Here is a 20,132-nt window from a genome sequence, read left to right as displayed (position 1 = left end):
CGTCCTTTCAGCCGATCAATGGACCGAGACCGGGTCCAGATCGTTCTGCCGCGCCAGCGAGAAGGCCAGCTTGCGGTCCTTCACCAGCGCGAGCCGTTCGCCATCGCTGTCATGGACGGCATAGAGGTGATCGACATCGTCCAGTTCGGCCCGGATTTCCTCGGGCAGATCGACGACCGCGACTTCGCGGACATAGACGATGGGATGTTCGGCCTTATCGCCGAAATCGTATTCCGTATTCATTGCGCTTTTCCTTTCCTGCCTGATTATTTCCGCTCGATCGGGATGGTCTGCACGATCGTTTCGGGCGGCGCCCTGTTCAGATCGACATGCAGTAGACCGTTCTCGATCGTGGCGGCTGCGACCTCGACCCCTTCGGCGAGCACGAAGCTGCGCTGAAAGGCCCGTGCGGCGATCCCGCGATGAAGGAACAGGCGGTCGCCCTCCTCCTCGCTTTGACGGCCGCGGATCACCAAAGCCCGGTCTTCGAGCGTGATCGCGAGGTCTTCCTCTCGGAAGCCTGCCACTGCGAGCGTGATGCGGAACGCATCCTCGCCGCGTTGTTCTATGTTATACGGCGGATAGGCATCCGATCCCTTGGCGGTGCGTTCCACCAGCCGTTCCAGCTGGTCGAAGCCCAGCAGGTAGGGATGTGCGCCAAAACTCAGTTTCGTCATTCGGCAAGCCCTTGATCAAGCGACGTTGCAAGTTCGGGCCCCGATCTTCGGCAGCCCACTAGTCAAATATGGGCGGCGTGGAAGCCCCCTGCAAGACCCCGCCGTCCATTTACGCTAAGGGCAAATTTTCTCCTAAGTCGTTCGAAACCTGTTATATTGACCCTCCCCCCTGACGGGCCCAGCCGAGTCGGGCGGAGGGTAAATCGCGCAACCAGAACCGGATGATACGGATATGAACGCCCATCTCGAGATGGATCATGAAGAAGTGCTGCGGGTGAAGCTGGAAGTGCTGCGGCGTGAACACCGCGATCTGGACGAGGCGATCTCTGCCCTCACGCAGGCGGTGCATTCCGATCAGCTGCGCCTCGTGCGACTGAAAAAGCAGAAGCTTGCCCTGAAAGACGAGATCGCGCGGATCGAAGACCAGCTCACGCCCGACATCATCGCCTGATCCCCGAATTGATCCCGATCCGATCGGCGCTGCAGCCCTGCCGGGGCTTGCCGCGACGGCACAGATTCCTATAGTGCGCGCTCCATCTGAAAAGGGGGCGTCATGAGCGTGAAAGTGGGAATCATCATGGGCAGTCAGTCCGACTGGACCACGATGAAAGAGGCGGCGGAAATCCTCGACGAACTCGGTGTGGAATACGAGGCGAAGATCGTCTCGGCCCATCGCACCCCCGACAGGCTCTGGTCCTACGGCAAGACCGCCGTGGAGCGTGGTCTGCACGTCATCATCGCAGGCGCGGGCGGTGCCGCGCACCTGCCCGGCATGATGGCCTCGAAAACCCGCGTGCCGGTGATCGGCGTGCCGGTGCAGACCCGGGCGCTCTCGGGCGTCGACAGCCTCTATTCCATCGTGCAGATGCCCAAGGGCTTCCCCGTCGCGACGATGGCGATCGGCGCGGCGGGCGCCGCCAATGCGGGCCTGATGGCGGCGGGAATCTTGGCCGTGTCCGATGCGGATCTGGCAAAGCGGCTCGATGACTGGCGCGAGAAGCTCTCGGCCTCGATCAAGGAGGAGCCGGAAGATGAGTGAGCCCCTGCCCTATGGGTCGGTGATCGGCATTCTGGGCGGCGGTCAGCTGGGACGGATGCTCTCCGTCGCGGCCTCGCGTCTGGGCTACAAGACCCACATCTTCGAGCCGGGCGCGAACCCGCCCGCAGGCGACGTGGCCCATGCGGTGACCACAGCGCCCTATGAGGACGAGGCCGCGCTGCGCGCTTTCGCCCAAGCCGTGGACGTCATCACCTACGAGTTCGAGAATGTCCCGACTTCGGCGCTCGATCTGCTGGAAAGCCTCAAACCGATCCGCCCCAACCGCAAGGCGCTCGCCGTCAGCCAGGACCGTCTGGTTGAGAAAGCCTTCCTCAACGACCTGGGCCTCGCCACAGCACCTTTCGCCGCCGTGGACGATATCGAGGACCTCAAGGAAGCGATCGCCGAGATCGGCTGCCCCGCGATCCTGAAGACACGCCGCTTCGGCTATGACGGCAAGGGACAGGTGGTGATCAACGCGCCCGAAGAGGCTGCCGCCGCGCTGGAGGACATGAAGGGCGCGCCTGCGATCCTCGAAGGCTTCGTGGAGTTCTTCAAGGAAATCTCCGTGATCGGCGCGCGCGCCGAGGATGGCGCGATCTCCTGCTACGATCCGGGCCAGAACAAGCATGAGGGCGGCATCCTGCGCACCACGCTGGTGCCCGCCGCGATCACTGACAGCCAGCGCACCGATGCGGTACTGCTGGCGGCGAAGATCCTCAACAAGCTCGATTATGTCGGCGTGATGGGGGTCGAGCTGTTCGTCACCCGCGACGCGCTGATCGTGAACGAGATCGCCCCGCGCGTGCATAATTCCGGCCACTGGACGCAGGCGGGCTGCGCGGTCGACCAGTTCGAGCAACATATCCGGGCCGTGACCGGCTGGCCGCTGGGCGATGGCGGGCGCCATTGCGACGTCGAGATGGAGAACCTGATCGGCGACGACATGGACCGCGTGCCGCGGCTGGCGAAGCTCGCGCGGTATCAGATCCATCTCTACGGCAAGGCCGAGGTGAAGCCGGGCCGCAAGATGGGCCATGTGAACCACATCCTGTAAGTGAAAAAGGCGCCCATCGCGGGCGCCTTTCTCTTATATCGCACGATCACTTATGTCGCACGATCACTTCGCGGACCATGTGAAGCGCGTGCCCCACGGGTCTGCCACGCTGTCGCCATAGGCCTCGCGGAAGGCGGCGAGCGGCTCGGCATCGGCCTTCAGCCCCACCTCGGCCAGACCGGTCACGGGCTGGTGACGTTCCTTGGCGCCGCGGCTGTTCCAGATATTCGTGGCGAGGTGGTGGTGATAGCCGCCCCAGCCGTGGAAATTCGCTCCCGGATAGCGGGCCATCACATCCGCACCGAGCGTCTCGGCATAGAACGGCTCCGCCGGATCGAGCGCACCGACCTGCAGGTGAACGTGCCCGATCACCGAACCCTTCGGCGCGCCGCGCCACGGGCCGCGGGCCTGCGCCATCACGTCAGCCAGATCGAGCGGGTCGGTCACCATCGCGATCATCCCGTCCTTGCGCGGCCAGTCTTCGCGGGCACGGTCACGGTAGATCTCGATCCCGTTGCCTTCGGGGTCGTGCAGATAGACCGCCTCGCTCACGAGGTGATCGGACGCCCCGTCGAGCCGGATGCCTTTCTCGGCGGCGTGGTTCAGCCACGCGCCCAGATCGGCGCGGTCGGGCAGCAGAAAGGCGGTGTGAAACAGTCCCGCCTCTGCCCGGCTCGATTTGCGCGCCTCCGGGTCGGCTTTCAGGATCACGAGCACCTTGCCATCGACGCCGTAACGCGCCTCGGCAGTGTCACCCCCGATCCGCTCCAGCCCGAGCACGCTCTCGTAGAACGCGCCCACCGCCGGGAGGTCACGGACCACGAGGGTCACATGGCCGATTTCGACATTTGCATCACTGGTCGCCATCGTCTCCTCCTGTCATTTCCGGCTCAAAGGGCGCAGCGCATAGGCGCCGTCACCCAGAGCAGCGAGCGTGAATTGAACGATGGCCCACATCACCGGATATTCCCAGCCGCCGCCTTGGTTCGAGAATCCGAAGCCGTTGCCCCAGTGCGCCGTGAAGGCCGCGCCGAGCAGGATGAACCCGAGCCCGAAAGAGACGATCCGAGCATAGATGCCGGTGAGCAAGGCGATACCGCCGAGGATTTCCGCCGCCATCGTCACGATGCCGAGCCAGCCGGGCAAACCCAGCGATTCAAAGAAACCCATCGTCCCGGCCGGAGTAAAAACGAAAAGCTTCGTCAGGCCGTGGGTGAGAAACAGCGCCCCGGTCAGAAGGCGCAAAACGAGGATGCCGTAGGGGGCGAGTTTGGTGTCGATCATGGTCTATCTCCTGCAACCGCACTCTGTGCGCGGTGTGTTCGCGTTACAGCGAGGAAATTAGCCGTTCCGTTAGTGAATAAAATGGATATTATCTAGAATGACTTTTACCATTTTGTTCTGAATAGCGATGGATATCACCGAACAGCTCCGCGCCTTCGTCGCGACTGCCCGCGCCGGCTCTTTCACCGCGGGGGCGGAGCAATTGGGCATCTCCAATCGGCTCGCCTCGAAATACGTGGCCGAGCTGGAGGAACGCCTTGGCACGCGCCTTCTGCAGCGCACGACGCGGCGGATCGGGCTGACCCCTGCGGGCGAACGGCTGCTGGCCGATGCGCCGGGCGTGCTCGACGCGCTCGACGATCTCTTGGGCGCGGTGTCCGAACAGTCGCGGGGCTTTTCCGGCGTGCTGCGGATCTCCGCGCCGGTCACTTTCGGCGAGGTCTATCTGGCCGAGATGCTCGCGCGCTTCGCCGCACCGCACCCCGATCTGGTGATCGATCTGACGCTCTCGGATGCACCGACAGATCTGGCCGCCGAGGGGATCGACCTCGCTTTCCGGATCGGGCAGCTGCGCGATCGGGCTCTGCGGGCGCGCAAGCTGGGCGAGATCGGGATGCGCGTCGTGGCATCTCCGGCCTATCTCGAACGGGTGGGCCGTCCTGCGAAGATCGCCGATCTGACCGATTACCGCTGCATCCATGACAGCAATCACAGCGCGATCCCGCATTGGCGGCATCGTGAGAGCGGCGAGATCACCACCCTGCCCGTTCCCGCGCAAATCCGCGTCAACAGCGCCCGCGCGGCCTGCGAGCTGGCGCTGGCGGGCCACGGCATCGCCTATGGGCCGGACTTCGTGCTGGGCCCCGAAATCGCAGCGGGGCGGCTGGTCTCGCTCTTTCCGGAGGAGATGCTGCTGCGCATCCCGATTCACGCGGTCTATCTCGACGGGCCGCGGCTGCCGCGCAAGCTGCGCGCGTTGATCGAGTTCGCCTACGAGGATACGCGCCCCTTCCGGGCCTGAGCGCTCAGCCCTTGACCGTCGCCGTCACGCCGCGCGCGGCCGACGTCTCGGACCGCTGTGCGCCTTGGGCGCGCTGGTCCATCATGTCCTCGACGAAAAGGCTCAGAAGCGCGCCGCGTCCGTTCACCCCGGCTTTGCGGTAGATTGCCGCGCTCTGCGCCTTGGCGGTGCCCTCGGACGTCCCGCGAAGGGCCGCGATTTCCGCCGTACTGAGCCCCTTTATCGCGAAAAGCGCGACGTCGCGCTCTGCCGCCGTGAGGCCCCAGTCCGAGAAGCGTTCTTCCAGAAGGTCTTCGAAGGCCGAGGTCGCCCGGTCCAGGCGCGCCTGCGCCCGCGCCCCCTCACGTAGTGCCCCCGCCAGAGCGAACGCCCCGAGCGCGAGACCCAGAACGAGGCCGAGCGCGGCGCCGATTTCGAGGAATTCGCGGTTCTGCCAACTGATCGGCGCCGGGTAGAGACCGAAGATCGACAGCAGGATGTCGGAGATGAAGAACAGCGCGCAGACAGCCTGAAAGAGCAGGATCGCCCCCACAAGCACCGCCCGACGCAGCCGCGACGTCATAGCGCCGCTCCCGTCGACCTCTGCGGGGCGTCAATCATCCGCACTGTCTCCGCCGCTATCGCTGCTATCGCTGCCCCCGCCATCGTCGCTGCCGCTGTCGTGGCTTCCGCCATCGTCGCTGCCGGCGCTGGACCCGCTGTCGGATCCGCTATCCGAGTCGCTGCCGCCATCATCCGACCCGTCGTCGGAGCCGTCGCGTCCGGATGTGGCGCCCTGTCCGGCATAGGAGCTCGATCCGTTCCCGCCCAATGGCGTGTCGTTCAGGATCGGCCTGCGGCTGGAGCGTGACAGATCGCGCAGGATCTCGCCGCTGCGCGGATCGAGGACGATCTCGCGCTCGACGCCTGCCCGGGTGCCGGTGATGCGCACGCGGCCCAACAGGGTCCGCTGTACGTCGATGCCATGATAGCCGTAATCTTCGAGCTGTCGGGTGACCGCCTCGCTGGCGCTCTCGGCACGGGCGAGGCCGGGCGCGAATGGCACGCTCAACGCGCCGATCAACGCGGCTATCGCCAAGTCTCTGCGCAATCTCATCGGCGCCTCCTCCCGCGCGGATACGCGGCTCTTGCGGGGATTATGCCCGGCGCAGGGAGCGCCGGGCAAGTCCGTTCGGATCAATCGTCGTTGCTGTCATGCGAGCCGCCGTCATCCGACCCGCTGTCATGCGAGCCGCCGTCGTCGGAACCGCTGTCATCCGAGCCGCCATCGTCCGAGCCGTGGTCGTCCGAACCGTGATCGGAATCCGACATGGTGTGATCGCCGTCGCTGCTGTCATCCATGCCCTGATCGTCGCTACCGTTATGGTCGTCTTCGCTGCCGTCGTAGAAATCTTCCGACTGCTGACGGACGCTGACGCCCTGCGTCATGTCCTCGCCCGCGCGCGTCCGGTAGGTTTCCTGTTTCTGGATCTTGCCGGTCTCGCGGTCATAGACCACTTCGATCTTGGTGCCGTCGGGGTTGTAGCCCTCGGCCTTGACCTGGGTCGGGCCGACCTTGATCTCGATGCTGGTGAAGCCATTGGCCTGAAGATCGGCGGCGATGCCGTCCGTGGACACTTCAGCCTGCGCCATATGCGCTGAGACCGCGAATGCCGCGAGTACGGCGAGGGTAGATTTCATCTTCATCGTCTCTCTCCTCCGATGGGAATTGCGCCGCGGGCTGCGACGTCGGGGGAGAGGGTCGGCGGACAGGGCCCGCCGGTCCATTGACAATTGGGTTATGTCAGCACATTCGGCCTGCCGTTGCAGGACATAAACCTGAGTTTATGCCTGCATATCGAAGCCGAGATGCTTCGCGACGGCGAAAATGTCCTTATCGCCGCGCCCGCACATGTTCATCACGATGATATGGTCCTTGGGCAGATCGGGAGCGATCTTCATCACATGGGCCAGCGCGTGCGAGGGCTCGAGCGCGGGGATGATCCCTTCGAGACGGCAGGAGAACTGGAACGCCTCCAGCGCCTCCTTGTCGGTGATGTTCACGTATTCGGCGCGCCCGGTGTCATGCAGCCAGCTATGCTCGGGACCGATTCCCGGATAGTCGAGCCCGGCCGAGATCGAATGCCCTTCGAGGATCTGCCCGTCCTCGTCCTGCAGCAGGTAGGTCCGGTTGCCATGCAACACGCCCGGACGCCCGCCGGTGAGCGAGGCGCAATGCTCCATCTTCTCGTCGACGCCATGACCGCCGGCTTCGACGCCGATGATGCGCACGGATTTGTCGTCGAGGAACGGGTAGAACAGGCCCATCGCGTTCGAGCCACCGCCGATCGCCGCGATCACGGTGTCGGGCAGACGGCCCTCGCCTTCCTGCTCTTCAAGCTGCCAGCGCACTTCCTTGCCGATGATCGACTGGAAATCGCGCACCATCGCCGGATAGGGGTGCGGACCGGCCACCGTGCCGATGCAGTAGAACGTGTCGCGCACATTGGTCACCCAGTCGCGCAGCGCATCGTTCATCGCGTCTTTCAGCGTGCCGCGGCCCGATTTGACGGGCACGACTTCGGCGCCCAGCAGGCGCATCCGGAAGACGTTGGGCGCCTGACGCTCGACATCGGTCGCCCCCATATAAACCACGCATTTGAGGCCGAATTTCGCGCAGACCGTTGCGGTCGCCACGCCATGCTGGCCCGCGCCGGTCTCGGCGATGATCCGGGTTTTGCCCATGCGCCGTGCCAGCAGGATCTGCCCCAGCACGTTGTTGATCTTATGCGCGCCGGTGTGATTCAGCTCGTCGCGCTTGAGATAGACCTTCGCGCCGCCCAGCTCTTCGGTGATGCGGGGCGCGAAATACAGCGGCGACGGACGGCCGACATAGTGCTTCCACAGATCGTCCATTTCGGCCCAGAAATCGGGATCGGTCTTGGCCTTCTCGTATTCCTCTTCGAGCGCGAGGATCAGCGGCATCAGCGTCTCGGACACGAAGCGGCCACCGAAAATGCCGAACCGCCCATTCTCGTCGGGCACATTCATGAAGGAATTGATCAGATCGTCAGCCATGGCTCACCTCGCGCTTTTCGTGACGACGGGTCTAGCGTCAAAGCGGGGCAAGATAAATCCCTGCCCCGGCCTCAGACCAAAAATACTCGATTGCGCCGGGCCCGGCTACGCCCCGTCGGCCCCCTGACGCGCGGCGTGGACGAAGGCGCGGATTTTCTCGGGGTCTTTCACGCCCGGCGCGCTTTCCACCCCGGAAGAGACATCGACCTGCCGCGCGCCGGTCAGCAGGATCGCTTCGGCCACGTTTTCGGGCGTCAGCCCTCCGGCCAGCATCCACGGTTTTTCCCATTTGCGCCCGGCGATCAGCCGCCAGTCGAAGGAAAGCCCGTTACCGCCCGGAAGCTCCGCCTCTTTCGGCGGCTTTGCGTCGAGCAGGATCTGGTCGGCCACCGCCTCATAGTCCGCGATCTTCGGCAGATCGGCCGCATCCGCGACGCCCACGGCCTTCATTACGGGCAGACCGAATTTGGCGCGGATCTCGGATACCCGCTCCGGCGTCTCGGAGCCGTGAAGCTGGATCATGTCAAGCGGCACGGCGTCCGTGATCTCGGTGAGAAGCTCGTCGCTCGGGTTCACAACCAGGCCAACCTTGGCGATGCCGGGTTCCACCTCCTGCGCCAACTCGCGCGCCTCGGCGATCTCCAGATGACGCGGGGATTTCGGGAAGAAAACGAAGCCAACATAGCGCGCCCCCGCCTCGACGGCGGCGGCGATATCCTCGGCCTTGCGCAGCCCGCAGATCTTGACCCGGGCGAGACCCTGCGCGTTGCGGTCTATGGCGACGGTCGGCATTTCAGCGCGAGGGCTGGTCGAGCAGCGCCAGCACGTCGTCCTTCGGGCCGGTCTTGTCGTGGCGCAGGGTTTGAACCTCCGCCTCGAGCTTGCGGGCCTTGCGGTGCGACTGGCGGGCATCGCGGCGCAGACGCGCCTCGCGCGCCCATTCCCAGACGAAACCGATCAGCAGGCCGATCAGAACGCCCGCGAGGATCACGAGGAACAGCGGCACCTGAACAGCCCAGTCCCAGCCAAGGAAGCTGCCCGCCTCGAGCGGCAGCACCCGCAGCGTGACGATTTGACGATTGGCCAGCGCCAGTCCGATCAGGACCACGGCGAGCAGGCCGAGAAACAGCAGCCGAAGCGCTCGAATCATTAGCTCTTATTCCTCTTTCCCGTTCAGCCGGTCGCGCAGCAGCTTACCGGTCTTGAAGAAGGGTACATGTTTTTCCTCGACCTCAACCGCTTCGCCGGTGCGCGGGTTCCGACCGGTGCGCGCGTCGCGCTTCTTGACGGAAAAAGCCCCGAAGCCGCGCAGCTCGACGCGGTCGCCCGAGGCGAGCGCCTCGGTGATCTCGTCGAAGATCGTGTTCACGATCTTCTCGACATCCCGCTGGTAAAGATGCGGATTCTCCTCGGCAATCTTCGTGATCAACTCAGAGCGGATCATCTTGTTATCTCCCCCACGGGCTTGGCCGGGTGAGCTCCCGGCTCTCACATGCGTCAGAGTGCAATTATAGGACCAATCGGGTCAGCGCGGAACAGCAAAGACCCGGAAAATCCACGTAAAATCGAGCCCCTAGCGGTCTGCCGCCGATAGAACCGCCTTCGCAATCGCAGAAAATCGGCCTATCGCCCGCCCACGCGTCACCCTGTGCGCGAATCGCTGTTGCACATCGCCAAGACTTTGCAGGAACGAAAAAGGCCCCGCCAAACGGCGGGGCCTCCGGTTGGACCGAGCGGTCCGATCTCTTACTTGTCGCCCTTGAGCGCGGCGCCCAGGATGTCGCCCAGCGACGCACCCGAGTCCGACGAGCCGTACTGTTCCACGGCTTCTTTCTCTTCAGCGATCTCGCGCGCCTTGATCGACACACCCAGCTTGCGGGTCTTGGAGTCGACGTTGGTCACGCGGACATCGACGTGATCGCCAACCTGGAAGCGCTCGGGGCGCTGGTCGGCGCGATCGCGGGCGAGGTCCGAACGGCGGATGAACGACTTCATGCCGTTGTATTCCACCTCGACGCCACCGTCTTCGATCGCGGTCACGGTCACGGTCACGATCGAACCACGCTTCACGCCGTCAACGGCATCCGAGAACGTGTCGGCGTCGAGCGCCTTGATCGAGAGCGAGATACGCTCCTTGTCGGTGTCCACTTCGGTGACAGCGGCCTTGACCATGTCGCCTTTGCGGTAGTCCTGGATCGCATCCTCGCCACGCTGTTCCCAGCTGAGGTCCGAGAGGTGAACCATACCGTCGATGTCGTTCTCGAGGCCAACGAACAGACCGAACTCGGTGATGTTCTTGACTTCGCCTTCGATGACGGTGCCGACCGGGTGGGTCTCTGCGAAGACTTCCCACGGGTTGCGCATGGTCTGCTTGAGACCCAGCGAGACGCGGCGCTTCGCGGTGTCGATCTCGAGGACCATGACGTCGACTTCCTGGCTCGTCGAAACGATCTTGCCGGGGTGGACGTTCTTCTTGGTCCAGGACATCTCGGACACGTGCACGAGACCTTCGACACCCGGCTCCAGCTCGACGAACGCGCCGTAGTCGGTAATGTTGGTCACGCGGCCGGTATGCACCGAACCCAGAGCGTACTTCGATTCCACCGAGTCCCACGGATCCGACTGCAGCTGCTTCATGCCGAGCGAGATGCGGTGGGTTTCCTTGTTGATCTTGACGACCTGGACCTTGACGGTCTCGCCGATCGACAGGATCTCGGACGGGTGGTTCACGCGGCGCCATGCCATGTCGGTGACGTGCAGCAGACCGTCGACGCCGCCCAGATCAACGAACGCACCGTATTCGGTGATGTTCTTGACCACACCATCGACGACCTGACCTTCGGAGAGGTTGGCGATGACTTCGGCGCGCTGTTCGGCGCGGCTCTCTTCGAGGATCGCACGACGCGAGACAACGATGTTGCCACGACGACGGTCCATCTTGAGGATTTGGAACGGCTGCTTGAGACCCATGAGCGGGCCAGCGTCACGCACCGGGCGCACGTCAACTTGCGAGCCGGGCAGGAACGCGACAGCGCCGCCCAGATCGACGGTGAAGCCGCCTTTGACGCGACCGAAGATGGCGCCTTCGACGCGCTCTTCCTTGGCGTAAGCTGCTTCGAGACGATCCCATGCCTCTTCGCGGCGGGCTTTCTCACGCGAGATCACGGCTTCGCCGCGGGCGTTCTCGACACGGTCGAGATACACTTCGACTTCGTCGCCGACTTCGATCTGCGGAGCCTCGCCGGGGTTGGCGAATTCTTTCAGTTCGACGCGGCCTTCCATTTTGTAGCCGACATCGATGATGGCCTGGCCCGCCTCGATGGCGATGACCTTGCCTTTAACAACCGAACCTTCGTTCGGGGTGTCGATTTCGAGGCTCTCGTTCAGAAGGGCTTCGAATTCGTCCATGGTTGCATTTTGCGACATGCGTTCAGATTTTCCTTTTCATCTTCGGTTTTCTGGCCTTGCGGTTGGCTCCGCCGGTCTTTCGTTGGAATGTCCGTGCTGCAATAGCGCACAGGCCGGGTGAGTCCCGACCTGCCTCAGACCGCGCCGATATAGGCGCGATCAACCATTATCGCAAGCATTTATTGCGTCCTGAGCAGGCCGAGGCGGCCTCTCGCTCAACCGTGGCTCGCACTGGCGAGAGCGGCCTTGACGTCGCCCAGCATCCACGACGAAAGCGGGGCCGCGCTGGCGGGATAGGTCGCGATCACCGATCCGTCGCGGCCCAACAGCACCTTGTTGAAGTTCCAGCTCGGCTCGAACCCCTCGGTGTCATGCATGTAGCGGTAGAACGGATGCGCCTGCGGCCCCTTCACCTTGGCCAGCTGCGCCATCGGCAACTCGGCCCCGAAGGTCAACGCGCAATAGCGCTTGGCCTCCTGCGCGGTGGAGAGTTCCTGATGGAAATCGTTCGAGGGCACGGTCAGAACGACCAGCCCGTCGCGTCCGTAGGTCTCGGACAATTTCTGCAACTCGGTGAACTGGGGCGCGAAGCCGCATTTGGATGCGGTATTGACCACGAGCACGACCTTGCCACGAAAATCGGAGAGCGACACTTTTCCGCCTTCGACCAGATCGAAGGACAGATCGCCCGGCACCGGCGTCGCGGAGTGCGCCTTGACCCGGAGCGGTTCGGGAAGCGGACTGTCGGCCCACGCCGGAGCGGTCAGGGACGCGGCGCCAAGACAGATGCAGGCCAAAGCCAGGGGCAAGCGCATCGGACCTTCCTCATGTAGTTTTCACGTACCGCTAACGCAGCGAGGCGGGAAAAGGTTCACCAATTCGTGATTATATATTTCGGATGTTTCTTTTCCTCAATCGCAAATGCGATCGACGCGGCGATATTTCGGCACCGGGAATTCCGGTATTTCCATGGGATCACGGGGCTTTACGCCAGGGCGCACCGCTTCCGGTGCGGTGGTCACGCTGTCGAAATCGAGCGCGAGACGCTGGCAAATTCCGAGGCTTTTCTGCGCTATCGCCCCCAGATCGCTCAGATCGACCAGATGCCCGCCCTTTCGCGCGAAGCCCGTGACGCCGAAATCGAGCGGCGGATCGAGGCGCAAGCGCTCGGTGTCGGGACCGAAGAGCGTCGCACCGCCTTTCCAATCCCCGGCAGGCCCAAGCGCCACCTGCAGCTCGAACCGGCCCGGCGGCACCAACAGGCGAAAGAACTCCCCACCCTGCGCATAGGCGCCCATCACGTCCTGCCCGGTCGTGGCATCGCGCAGCACGATGTAGAGATCGCGATCCGGGGCGGATTTGATCTGCAACGGCATGGTGCGCGGCAGGTCCGTCTCGCTCCATAACAGGCCCTGCGGGCGCTCCTCGGCGGTCGCCTGAGAGGCTAGAACCAGCAAGAGGAGCCCCCAGCGCAGCATCCCTGCCCCCTAGTCCAGATCGCCCGCGCGGCGGGCCTCGATCTGATCGGCGGCGCGGGCGACCGCCTCTTCGATGCTGAGATCCGACGTGTCGATCACGAGCGCATCCACGGCCGGGCGCAGCGGACTGTCGGCGCGGCCCATGTCGCGAGCATCGCGCTCGCGCACCTGCTCCAGCACGTCGGCCTCATCGCCACCCAGTTCCAGCCAGCGCCGATGCGCGCGCACCTCCGGCGAGGCGGTGACGAACAGCTTCACCTCGGCCTGCGGGCAGATCACCGTGCCGATGTCGCGCCCGTCGAGCACCGCACCGCCCTCTCGCGCCGCGAAATCGCGCTGAAACGCCACCAGAGCCGCGCGCACCTCGGGGATCGCGGCGACGATTGAGGCCGCCTGCCCCGCTTCCATCGTGCGCAGATCGTCGCGCTCCAGATCCTCGGGGCGGAGCGCCTTGGCCGCGGCGATGGGCTCCAGGCCCTCGGTCTCGGATTTCATGCCGACCGCGCGATAGAGTGCACCGGTATCGAGATGCGCCAGCCCAAACCGCTCGGCCACGGCGCGGCTGATCGTGCCCTTGCCAGCCGCGGCGGGGCCATCGATGGCGACGGTAAAGCGCATGAACGGTCCTTTCTTCTCACAGCGACGCGGACAGCCGCCCTGCCCGGCTCAGCCTTCGCGGACGATCTCCGCACCCAGCTGCGCCATCAAATCTTCGAAGATCGGGAAGGAGGTTGCAATGGGCGAGCCGTCATCGACCGAGACCGGCTTCTGCGCAGCCATGCCCAGTACCATGAAGCTCATCGCGATGCGGTGGTCGAGATGGGTCACCGCGGTGCCGCCGCCCGGCACGCCTTCGGGGCCGCAACCATGCACGATCAGCGTATCCTCGTCTTCCTCGATCTTGACGCCGTTGGCTTCCAGCCCGCGCGCCATCGCGTCGATCCGGTCGCTTTCCTTCACGCGCAGCTCATGCACGCCGGGCATGCGCGTCACGCCTTCGGCAAAGGCTGCGACGACCGAAAGAACGGGATATTCGTCGATCTGCGCCGAGGCGCGCTCGGCGGGCACGTCGATCCCGTGCAGCTTGGAATAGCGCACGCGCAGATCGGCCACCGGCTCGCCCCCCTCTTCGCGCTCGTTCTCGAAGGTCAGGTCCGCGCCCATCTCGCGCAACGTGATGAAAATCCCGTTGCGGGTCGGGTTCTGGCTGACGCCCGGCACCACGATCTCCGAGCCCGGCACGATCAGCGCAGCGCAGACCGGGAAGGCCGCCGAAGACGGATCGCGCGGCACGGCGACCTCCTGGGCCTTCAACTCAGGCTGGCCCTGCAACGTGATCACATGGCCCTGATCGGTCACTTCGGTGGTGATCTCGGCACCGAAGCCGCGCAGCATCCGCTCGGTATGATCGCGGGTCGGGGTCTTCTCGATCACGACGGTCTGACCCGGCGCGTTCAGCCCCGCCAGCAGCACCGCCGATTTCACCTGCGCAGAGGCCATCGGCGTCGCATAGCGCACGGGCGCCGGGCTCGGCGCGCCGAGTATGGTCATCGGCAGACGACCGCCATGACGCCCGAAAGCTTGCGCGCCGAACAGACGGATCGGATCGGTGACGCGGCCCATCGGGCGTTTGCGCAAAGACCCGTCGCCGGTGAAGGTCGCCACGATCGGCGAGGTCGCCATCGCGCCCATGATCAGGCGCACGCCGGTGCCGGAATTGCCGCAATCGATGACATCCTCAGGCTCGGCAAAGCCGCCCACGCCCACGCCATGCACCGACCAGCTGCCGGGGCCGTGCTGCGTGACCTCGGCGCCGAAGGCGCGCATCGCCTTGGCCGTGTCGAGCACGTCTTCGCCTTCGAGCAGGCCGGTGATCTTCGTCTCGCCCACCGAGAGCGCGCCGAGGATCAGCGCGCGATGGCTGATCGACTTGTCGCCGGGAACCTCCGCCGTGCCCTTGAGGGGACCGCAGGCGTGCGAGGTCATTTTGATCGGTGTGCCGTGGCCGGACATGATGCCTCCCTAATTTCAACGCGCCCCTGTTAGCGCGATCTGGCGGGAGGCGGAAGGGCTCAGATCCGCCGATAGGTCAGGTAATGCGGCTTGCGGCCCTCACGCAGCGCTTTCTGTTCGTAGCGCGTCGAGAGCCAGTCCGCCCACGGTGTATCCCAATCGCCGGAAACCGGCTGCGGATCGTCGAAATCGAAGGCGGCGGGCACCTCGAACAGCGGCTCAAATCCGGCCTGCGGGACTTCTTCGACCGTCTGGCGGACATAGTCGGGGATGTCGGTCGCCACGCGGAAATCCGATCCCGGTTTCAGCGCGCGGTGCAGCGGTTCGAGATGCTCCTGCGTCACGAAGCGCCGACGATGGTGCTTCGATTTCGGCCACGGGTCTGGATAGAGGAGAAACGCCTTCGAGATCGAGCCCTCGGGCAGCACATCCATCAGGTCGCGCGCATCGCCGGGATGGACCGAGACATTCGGTATTTTCTCGCGCCGCAGCTTACCCAAGAGCATCGCCACGCCATTGACGAAAGGCTCGCAGCCGATGAATTCCACGTCCGGATAGGTCTGCGCCATGTGGGCGAGATGTTCGCCCCCGCCGAAACCCACTTCAAGCCAGACCGGCTTGCCCTTGAACCGCGTCTCCATGTCGAGCGGCTCGCGGTCGGGGTTCTCCTCCCAACCGACGGGACCGGGCAGACGGCCCGGCAGGTCCTCGCGCAGATATTCCTTCTGCGCCTTGTTCAACGTCTTGCCGTGGCGGCGACCATAGAAGTTGCGCCAGGGCTGTTCGGGGGTGTCATTCTCGCTCATGGGAGGGGCCTCTAGCGGCGTCTCTCGAAAGGTTCAAGCCTTCTGAATGAGGAACAGCCCCAAGCACATGAAGCCGATCCCCGCCCCGCGCATCAGAGTGATCGGCCGGACCAACGCGCCAAACAGTCCGAACTGGTCGATCGCGGCGGCGGCGATCATCTGGCCCAGCAGCACGAAGAACACCGCATTGCCGACCCCGAATTTCGGCGCGATGAAGGTGATCGAGATCACGTAGAAGGCAACGAGGAGCCCCGCGAGAAACAGATACCAAGGCTGCCCCGGCAGACGTGCGAGCGGCGCGGGACCGACGGTGAAGAGCATCACGATCACCGCCCCCGACAGCGCCACGCAGAACAGGACGACCGCCGCGACCGCAGGCGATGCGATCCGCGCGCCAAGCTGGGCGTTGAGCGCGGCCAGCACCGGAATCCCGATCCCGGCGGCAAGCATGATGGCGGCATAGCGCAGGGCGTCGGGCATGGTCTGTCTCCTGTTGTTTTGCGGCGGAGAGTGGCGCGGAAGGTCGGAAGGCGCAAGCTGGATCGCGAAGCGTTCGGTCTGCTCGTCTGCGCGCACGAACCGCGTTGGACGACCAGCCTCAAGGCCGCACCCGCCGCTCAGCACCATCCCCGCAAAAGCAAACGGGCAGAGGTTCCCCCTGCCCGTCGCAAATTCCTGAAAGCTCTCGCCTCAGACCGCTTTCTTCAGCGCCTCGACCAGATCGGTCTTCTCCCAGGAGAAGCCGCCATCGGCCTCCGGGGCGCGACCGAAATGGCCATAGGCCGCGGTGCGCTCGTAGATCGGCTTGCACAGATCGAGCGTCTCGCGGATGCCTTTCGGCGTCAGGTCCATCACCTGCGCCACGGCTTTCTCGATCACCTCGTCGGGCACTTCGCCGGTGCCGAACGTGTCGACATAGATCGACAGCGGTTTCGCCACGCCGATCGCGTAGGACACCTGGATCACGCATTTGCGCGCCATACCTGCCGCCACCACGTTCTTCGCCAGATAGCGCGCCGCATAGGCCGCCGAACGGTCCACCTTGGTCGGGTCCTTGCCCGAGAACGCTCCGCCGCCATGCGGGGCCGAGCCGCCATAGGTGTCCACGATGATCTTGCGCCCGGTGAGGCCCGCATCGCCATCCGGACCGCCGATCACGAAGGTGCCGGTCGGGTTCACCCACCATTCGGTCTCGTCGGTGATCCAGCCGTCGGGCAGCGTCTCGCGGATGTAAGGCTCGACGATCGCGCGGATATCATCCGAGGTCTGATGCTCGTGGGCATGCTGGGTCGAGAGCACGATCTGGCTCACGCCGACGGGGCGGCCATTCTCGTAGCGCACAGACAGCTGCGATTTCGCGTCGGGGCGCAGCTCGGGCTCGGCGCCGGATTTGCGCGCTTCGGCCAGACGGCGCAGGATCGCGTGCGAATAATGGATCGGCGCGGGCATCAATTCGGGGGTCTCGTCGGCGGCGAAGCCGAACATGATCCCCTGATCGCCGGCCCCGTCCTTGTCGACGCCCTGAGAGATATGGGCAGATTGCGGGTGCAGGAAGTTCGCGACTTTCAGCGTCGCCCAGTGGAACTCGTCCTGCTCGTAGCCGATATCCTTGACGCAATCGCGCACGATCTTGTCGATGCCTTCGAGATATTCGGCAAGCTTGGTTTTATCGGCCAGACCGACCTCGCCACCGACCACGACCTGATTGGTCGTCGCGAATGTTTCGCAGGCGACCCGCGCGTTGGGCTCTGCAGCCAGGAAAGTATCGAGAACGGCATCCGAAATCCGGTCACAGACCTTATCGGGGTGCCCCTCCGAAACGGATTCGGAGGTGAAGACGTAATTCGCGCGTGCCATGAAAGGGTGCTCCGTTGTTGATATCCCCACCCCGTCAGGAAGCCGTTGGGGTGGTTCGGCTTTCTAGCTAGGAGCGCCTGCCGGTCGGGTCAATCGAAATACGCGTAAAGAGTGAAAGAAGCGCCAAAGCTGCAACAATCAGCGCGATGAACGGTGCGTCGCCCAGCTTGGAATAGAGCGTCGGCGGCAGGCTTGGCGGCAGCGCCACGTCGAGCTTGCCCATCCGGTCGAGTCCGAGGCTCGCCGTGATCCGCCCCTTGGCGTCGATCATCGCAGTGACCCCGGTATTGGCGTCGCGCGCAAGCGGCAGGCCCTGTTCGATCGCGCGGAGCCGCGCCTGCGCGAAATGCTGATAGGGCCCGCTGAGCGTGCCGAACCACGCGTCATTCGTGACCTGCAAGATCCAGTCGGGCCGCTGCGGGAAGCCGCGCAGATCCTGCGGGAAGATCGCCTCGTAGCAGATCAGCGGCGCAACATGGCCGAGCTTGCCCAGATCGAGCAGCTTCTCCCCCGGCCCGGACGAATAGCCATTGCCGACCTGTGCGGCGAAGGCGGTGATCCCGATCTTCGCCAGCGCATCGCCGAAGGGCATGTATTCGCCGAACGGCACGAGATGGGATTTGTCGTAAAGCGCCTCGATCCGGTCATCGGGGGTGATGACGGCGAGCGAATTGAAATAGCGGCTGCCTTCACTGCGCTGCACCCCCATCGCGAGCGGGATGCCATTCGCCGCCTCGGTCGACATCTCCAGCCCGCCCTGCGGATGGTCGAGCAGGAAAGGCACCGCCGTCTCGGGCCAGACGATCAGGTCGGGCTTGGGCTGACCGGGCGCGGGATCGGCCTTCGTCAGGTCCAGCAGGCGCTGGAAGAATTTCATCCGGTATTGCGGCAGCCACTTCAGGTTCTGCGGCGCATTGGGCTGCACCAGACGCAGGGTGATCGGCTCGGGCCTCGGCGCCACCGGCGCGTTGAGCCGCGCCACCCCGCCGAGCCACAGCCCGACCAGCACGACCAGCGCCGCGCCCACGATTCCGAGGGCGGCAGGCATCCGCATCCCGCGCGTCATCGCGGGTGCGCTCGCGATCAGCAAGGTGATCAGGCTCAGCCCCAGCGGCCCGACAAAGGCCGCCGCCTGCGCGACGGGCGAGCCGATCCAGATATGGCCGACCAGCACCCACGGAAACCCGGTGAAGACGTAGGAGCGCAGCGCATCCGAAGCCGCCATGCCAAGCGCGATCCCGAGCGCACGCGAGCGCGGCCCCTGCCCCGCATAGGCCCCGAGCCCGTATCCGATCGCCCAGAATGCGCCCATCCCTGCGGCCATCAGGACCAGCGCGAAAGGCGCCATCCAGCCATAGACATCGGCCTCGACCATGAAAGGCTCGACGATCCAGAACATCGCGGCCAGCGCATAGCCGAAGCCGGTGGCGAACCCGATCCAGATCGTGGAGGCGCGCCAGCGTTCGGCGGAGGCGAACCAGACTGAGGCCGCCAGCGCGGGCAGCGCGATCCACCACAGACCGAGCGGCGCCTGCCCGGCGGCGAACAGCACACCGAAAAGTGCTGCCAGAGCCAAGCTCTGCCAGCGCGGGCGCAACGGTGCGCGAAAGCCCTCTCGGATGGTCGCGATCATGGGCGCGTCATAGCCCGCTCACTCGGCGGGCGCCACTCCCGGCAGACGCACGCGCAGACGTTTGATCCGGCGCGGATCGGCATCGACCACCTCGTATTCGACGCCGTTCTCGGTCACCACGACCTCGCCGCGCGCGGGCACCCGGCCAAGCTGCATGAAAACCAGACCGCCCATCGAATCGATCTCGTCATCGGCCTCCTCGTCGGAGAGCCGCATCCCGATCTGCGCTTCGAACTCGTTGACCGGCGCGCGGGCCTGCACGACCCATTGGCCGGGCTTTTCCTCGCGCCAATAAGCGTCGTCGGCCTCGTCATGCTCGTCCTCGATCTCGCCGATCACCTGTTCGATCAGGTCTTCGAGCGTGAGCAGACCGTCGACCCCGCCATATTCGTCGATCACCAGCGCCATATGGGTGCGCTGCACCTGCATCTTCTGCAAGAGCACGCCGATCGGCATCGACGGCGGCACGTAAAGGAGCGGACGGATCAGCTTGCGCAGCGAGAACCGGCCATTGCCCGATCCGAAGCCGTATTCCAGCGCCAGGTCTTTCAGGTGGACGAGGCCCAGAGGCGTATCCAGCGTTTCCTTGAAGACCGGCAGGCGCGAATAGCCGTGCTGGCGGAACTTCTCCACCAGCTCGTCGCGGGTGATGGAGACCGGAACGGCCTCGATCTCGACTTTGGGAATGGCGACATCGCCCACCCGCATCTTGCGCAGGTTCCCCAGCCCCAGCGGCGCTGGCGCGGGTTTGGGCGGCATTTCTACCTGTGGGGCCTCTTCTTCCATTGGGCGTTGCCCGAAA

At 64.7% G+C, this 20,132-nt stretch carries 25 protein-coding genes and 1 riboswitch; of the genes, 4 read left to right on the top strand and 21 right to left on the bottom strand.

Annotated elements, in window-relative coordinates; translation table 11 throughout:
• Positions 1-15: 15 nt before the first annotated feature.
• Together B6V72_RS01285 and B6V72_RS01280 are read right to left on the bottom strand one after the other, a co-directional pair.
• A complete protein-coding gene (locus B6V72_RS01285; RefSeq protein ID WP_075774940.1) occupies positions 16-243 on the bottom strand; it encodes a DUF1150 family protein in 228 nt (75 codons plus the stop codon).
• A 23-nt stretch (positions 244-266) separates the two neighbouring features.
• The gene (locus tag B6V72_RS01280; protein ID WP_088724368.1) at positions 267-677 is read right to left on the bottom strand and encodes an Hsp20 family protein; all 411 of its coding nucleotides are present in this window, start codon (positions 675-677) and stop codon (positions 267-269) included.
• Between the two features lie 232 nt (positions 678-909).
• Between B6V72_RS01280 and B6V72_RS01275 the strand changes: the two genes are divergently transcribed.
• The 3 genes from B6V72_RS01275 to B6V72_RS01265 all read left to right on the top strand — a co-directional run bounded on the left by B6V72_RS01275 (position 910) and on the right by B6V72_RS01265 (position 2,773).
• Positions 910-1,128: a DUF465 domain-containing protein gene (locus tag B6V72_RS01275; RefSeq protein ID WP_075774942.1), complete on the top strand. Its 219-nt coding sequence runs from the start codon at positions 910-912 to the stop codon at positions 1,126-1,128.
• A gap of 102 nt (positions 1,129-1,230) precedes the next feature.
• Complete coding sequence (purE, locus tag B6V72_RS01270; RefSeq protein ID WP_075774943.1) at positions 1,231-1,716, top strand: 5-(carboxyamino)imidazole ribonucleotide mutase; 486 nt, start codon at positions 1,231-1,233, stop codon at positions 1,714-1,716.
• A complete protein-coding gene (locus tag B6V72_RS01265) occupies positions 1,709-2,773 on the top strand; it encodes a 5-(carboxyamino)imidazole ribonucleotide synthase (protein ID WP_088718528.1) in 1,065 nt (354 codons plus the stop codon). Before purE ends, B6V72_RS01265 begins: the two co-directional genes overlap by 8 nt.
• Positions 2,774-2,836: 63 nt before the next feature.
• Here the strand turns inward: B6V72_RS01265 and B6V72_RS01260 are convergent, their stop codons facing one another.
• Both B6V72_RS01260 and B6V72_RS01255 read right to left on the bottom strand, forming a co-directional pair.
• Positions 2,837-3,640: a VOC family protein gene (locus B6V72_RS01260; protein WP_088726481.1), complete on the bottom strand. Its 804-nt coding sequence runs from the start codon at positions 3,638-3,640 to the stop codon at positions 2,837-2,839.
• A gap of 12 nt (positions 3,641-3,652) precedes the next feature.
• Positions 3,653-4,057, bottom strand: coding sequence for a DoxX family protein (locus tag B6V72_RS01255; RefSeq protein ID WP_088724372.1), 405 nt, complete (start codon positions 4,055-4,057; stop codon positions 3,653-3,655).
• 127 nt (positions 4,058-4,184) lie between these two features.
• On the opposite strand from B6V72_RS01255, the gene B6V72_RS01250 reads away from it, so the two are divergent.
• Entirely contained in the window at positions 4,185-5,078 is an 894-nt protein-coding gene (locus tag B6V72_RS01250; protein ID WP_088734283.1) for a LysR family transcriptional regulator, read from the top strand.
• Positions 5,079-5,082: 4 nt separating this feature from the next.
• On the opposite strand, the gene B6V72_RS01245 is transcribed toward B6V72_RS01250, so the two are convergent.
• The 17 genes from B6V72_RS01245 to B6V72_RS01165 all read right to left on the bottom strand — a co-directional run bounded on the left by B6V72_RS01245 (position 5,083) and on the right by B6V72_RS01165 (position 20,089).
• Positions 5,083-5,640, bottom strand: coding sequence for a hypothetical protein (locus tag B6V72_RS01245; RefSeq protein ID WP_146696149.1), 558 nt, complete (start codon positions 5,638-5,640; stop codon positions 5,083-5,085).
• Between the two features lie 30 nt (positions 5,641-5,670).
• Positions 5,671-6,174: a hypothetical protein gene (locus B6V72_RS01240; RefSeq protein WP_088726478.1), complete on the bottom strand. Its 504-nt coding sequence runs from the start codon at positions 6,172-6,174 to the stop codon at positions 5,671-5,673.
• A gap of 80 nt (positions 6,175-6,254) precedes the next feature.
• Positions 6,255-6,764, bottom strand: coding sequence for a PepSY domain-containing protein (locus B6V72_RS01235; RefSeq protein WP_075774950.1), 510 nt, complete (start codon positions 6,762-6,764; stop codon positions 6,255-6,257).
• Between the two features lie 138 nt (positions 6,765-6,902).
• The gene (trpB, locus tag B6V72_RS01230; RefSeq protein ID WP_088718523.1) at positions 6,903-8,135 is read right to left on the bottom strand and encodes a tryptophan synthase subunit beta; all 1,233 of its coding nucleotides are present in this window, start codon (positions 8,133-8,135) and stop codon (positions 6,903-6,905) included.
• A 105-nt stretch (positions 8,136-8,240) separates the two neighbouring features.
• A complete protein-coding gene (locus B6V72_RS01225; protein ID WP_088724375.1) occupies positions 8,241-8,927 on the bottom strand; it encodes a phosphoribosylanthranilate isomerase in 687 nt (228 codons plus the stop codon).
• A 1-nt stretch (position 8,928) separates the two neighbouring features.
• Positions 8,929-9,285, bottom strand: a complete 357-nt coding sequence (locus B6V72_RS01220; protein WP_233243041.1) for a LapA family protein — start codon at positions 9,283-9,285, stop codon at positions 8,929-8,931.
• 6 nt (positions 9,286-9,291) lie between these two features.
• Positions 9,292-9,579, bottom strand: coding sequence for an integration host factor subunit beta (ihfB, locus tag B6V72_RS01215; RefSeq protein WP_075774953.1), 288 nt, complete (start codon positions 9,577-9,579; stop codon positions 9,292-9,294).
• 302 nt (positions 9,580-9,881) lie between these two features.
• Entirely contained in the window at positions 9,882-11,561 is a 1,680-nt protein-coding gene (gene rpsA, locus B6V72_RS01210; RefSeq protein WP_075774954.1) for a 30S ribosomal protein S1, read from the bottom strand.
• 197 nt (positions 11,562-11,758) lie between these two features.
• The gene (locus B6V72_RS01205) at positions 11,759-12,358 is read right to left on the bottom strand and encodes a glutathione peroxidase (RefSeq protein ID WP_088726477.1); all 600 of its coding nucleotides are present in this window, start codon (positions 12,356-12,358) and stop codon (positions 11,759-11,761) included.
• Positions 12,359-12,454: 96 nt separating this feature from the next.
• Positions 12,455-13,021 (bottom strand): hypothetical protein, encoded by a 567-nt coding sequence (locus B6V72_RS01200; protein ID WP_088734279.1) that lies wholly within the window; start codon positions 13,019-13,021, stop codon positions 12,455-12,457.
• A 9-nt stretch (positions 13,022-13,030) separates the two neighbouring features.
• Entirely contained in the window at positions 13,031-13,639 is a 609-nt protein-coding gene (locus B6V72_RS01195; RefSeq protein ID WP_088722850.1) for a d(CMP) kinase, read from the bottom strand.
• 48 nt (positions 13,640-13,687) lie between these two features.
• Entirely contained in the window at positions 13,688-15,034 is a 1,347-nt protein-coding gene (gene aroA / locus B6V72_RS01190) for a 3-phosphoshikimate 1-carboxyvinyltransferase (RefSeq protein WP_075774957.1), read from the bottom strand.
• A gap of 59 nt (positions 15,035-15,093) precedes the next feature.
• Positions 15,094-15,840 (bottom strand): tRNA (guanine(46)-N(7))-methyltransferase TrmB, encoded by a 747-nt coding sequence (locus B6V72_RS01185; protein ID WP_088734277.1) that lies wholly within the window; start codon positions 15,838-15,840, stop codon positions 15,094-15,096.
• Positions 15,841-15,873: 33 nt separating this feature from the next.
• Positions 15,874-16,320 carry a DMT family transporter gene (locus tag B6V72_RS01180; RefSeq protein WP_075774959.1) on the bottom strand — a complete coding sequence of 149 codons (447 nt, stop codon included), beginning with the start codon at positions 16,318-16,320 and terminating at the stop codon, positions 15,874-15,876.
• A gap of 210 nt (positions 16,321-16,530) precedes the next feature.
• The gene (gene metK / locus B6V72_RS01175) at positions 16,531-17,697 is read right to left on the bottom strand and encodes a methionine adenosyltransferase (RefSeq protein WP_088734275.1); all 1,167 of its coding nucleotides are present in this window, start codon (positions 17,695-17,697) and stop codon (positions 16,531-16,533) included.
• 7 nt (positions 17,698-17,704) lie between these two features.
• A riboswitch (SAM-SAH riboswitch) is annotated at positions 17,705-17,754 on the bottom strand.
• 10 nt (positions 17,755-17,764) lie between these two features.
• Positions 17,765-19,330, bottom strand: coding sequence for an apolipoprotein N-acyltransferase (gene lnt, locus B6V72_RS01170; RefSeq protein ID WP_088734273.1), 1,566 nt, complete (start codon positions 19,328-19,330; stop codon positions 17,765-17,767).
• Positions 19,331-19,348: 18 nt separating this feature from the next.
• Positions 19,349-20,089 carry a hemolysin family protein gene (locus tag B6V72_RS01165; protein ID WP_306461393.1) on the bottom strand — a complete coding sequence of 247 codons (741 nt, stop codon included), beginning with the start codon at positions 20,087-20,089 and terminating at the stop codon, positions 19,349-19,351.
• Positions 20,090-20,132: the final 43 nt, after the last annotated feature.

Origin of the sequence: Thioclava sp. F34-6 (assembly GCF_002213235.1) — a bacterium.
Classification (GTDB): Bacteria; Pseudomonadota; Alphaproteobacteria; order Rhodobacterales; family Rhodobacteraceae; genus Thioclava; species Thioclava nitratireducens.
Note: the sequence above shows the minus strand (reverse complement) of the source record. Positions and strands in the feature narration are given on the sequence as shown.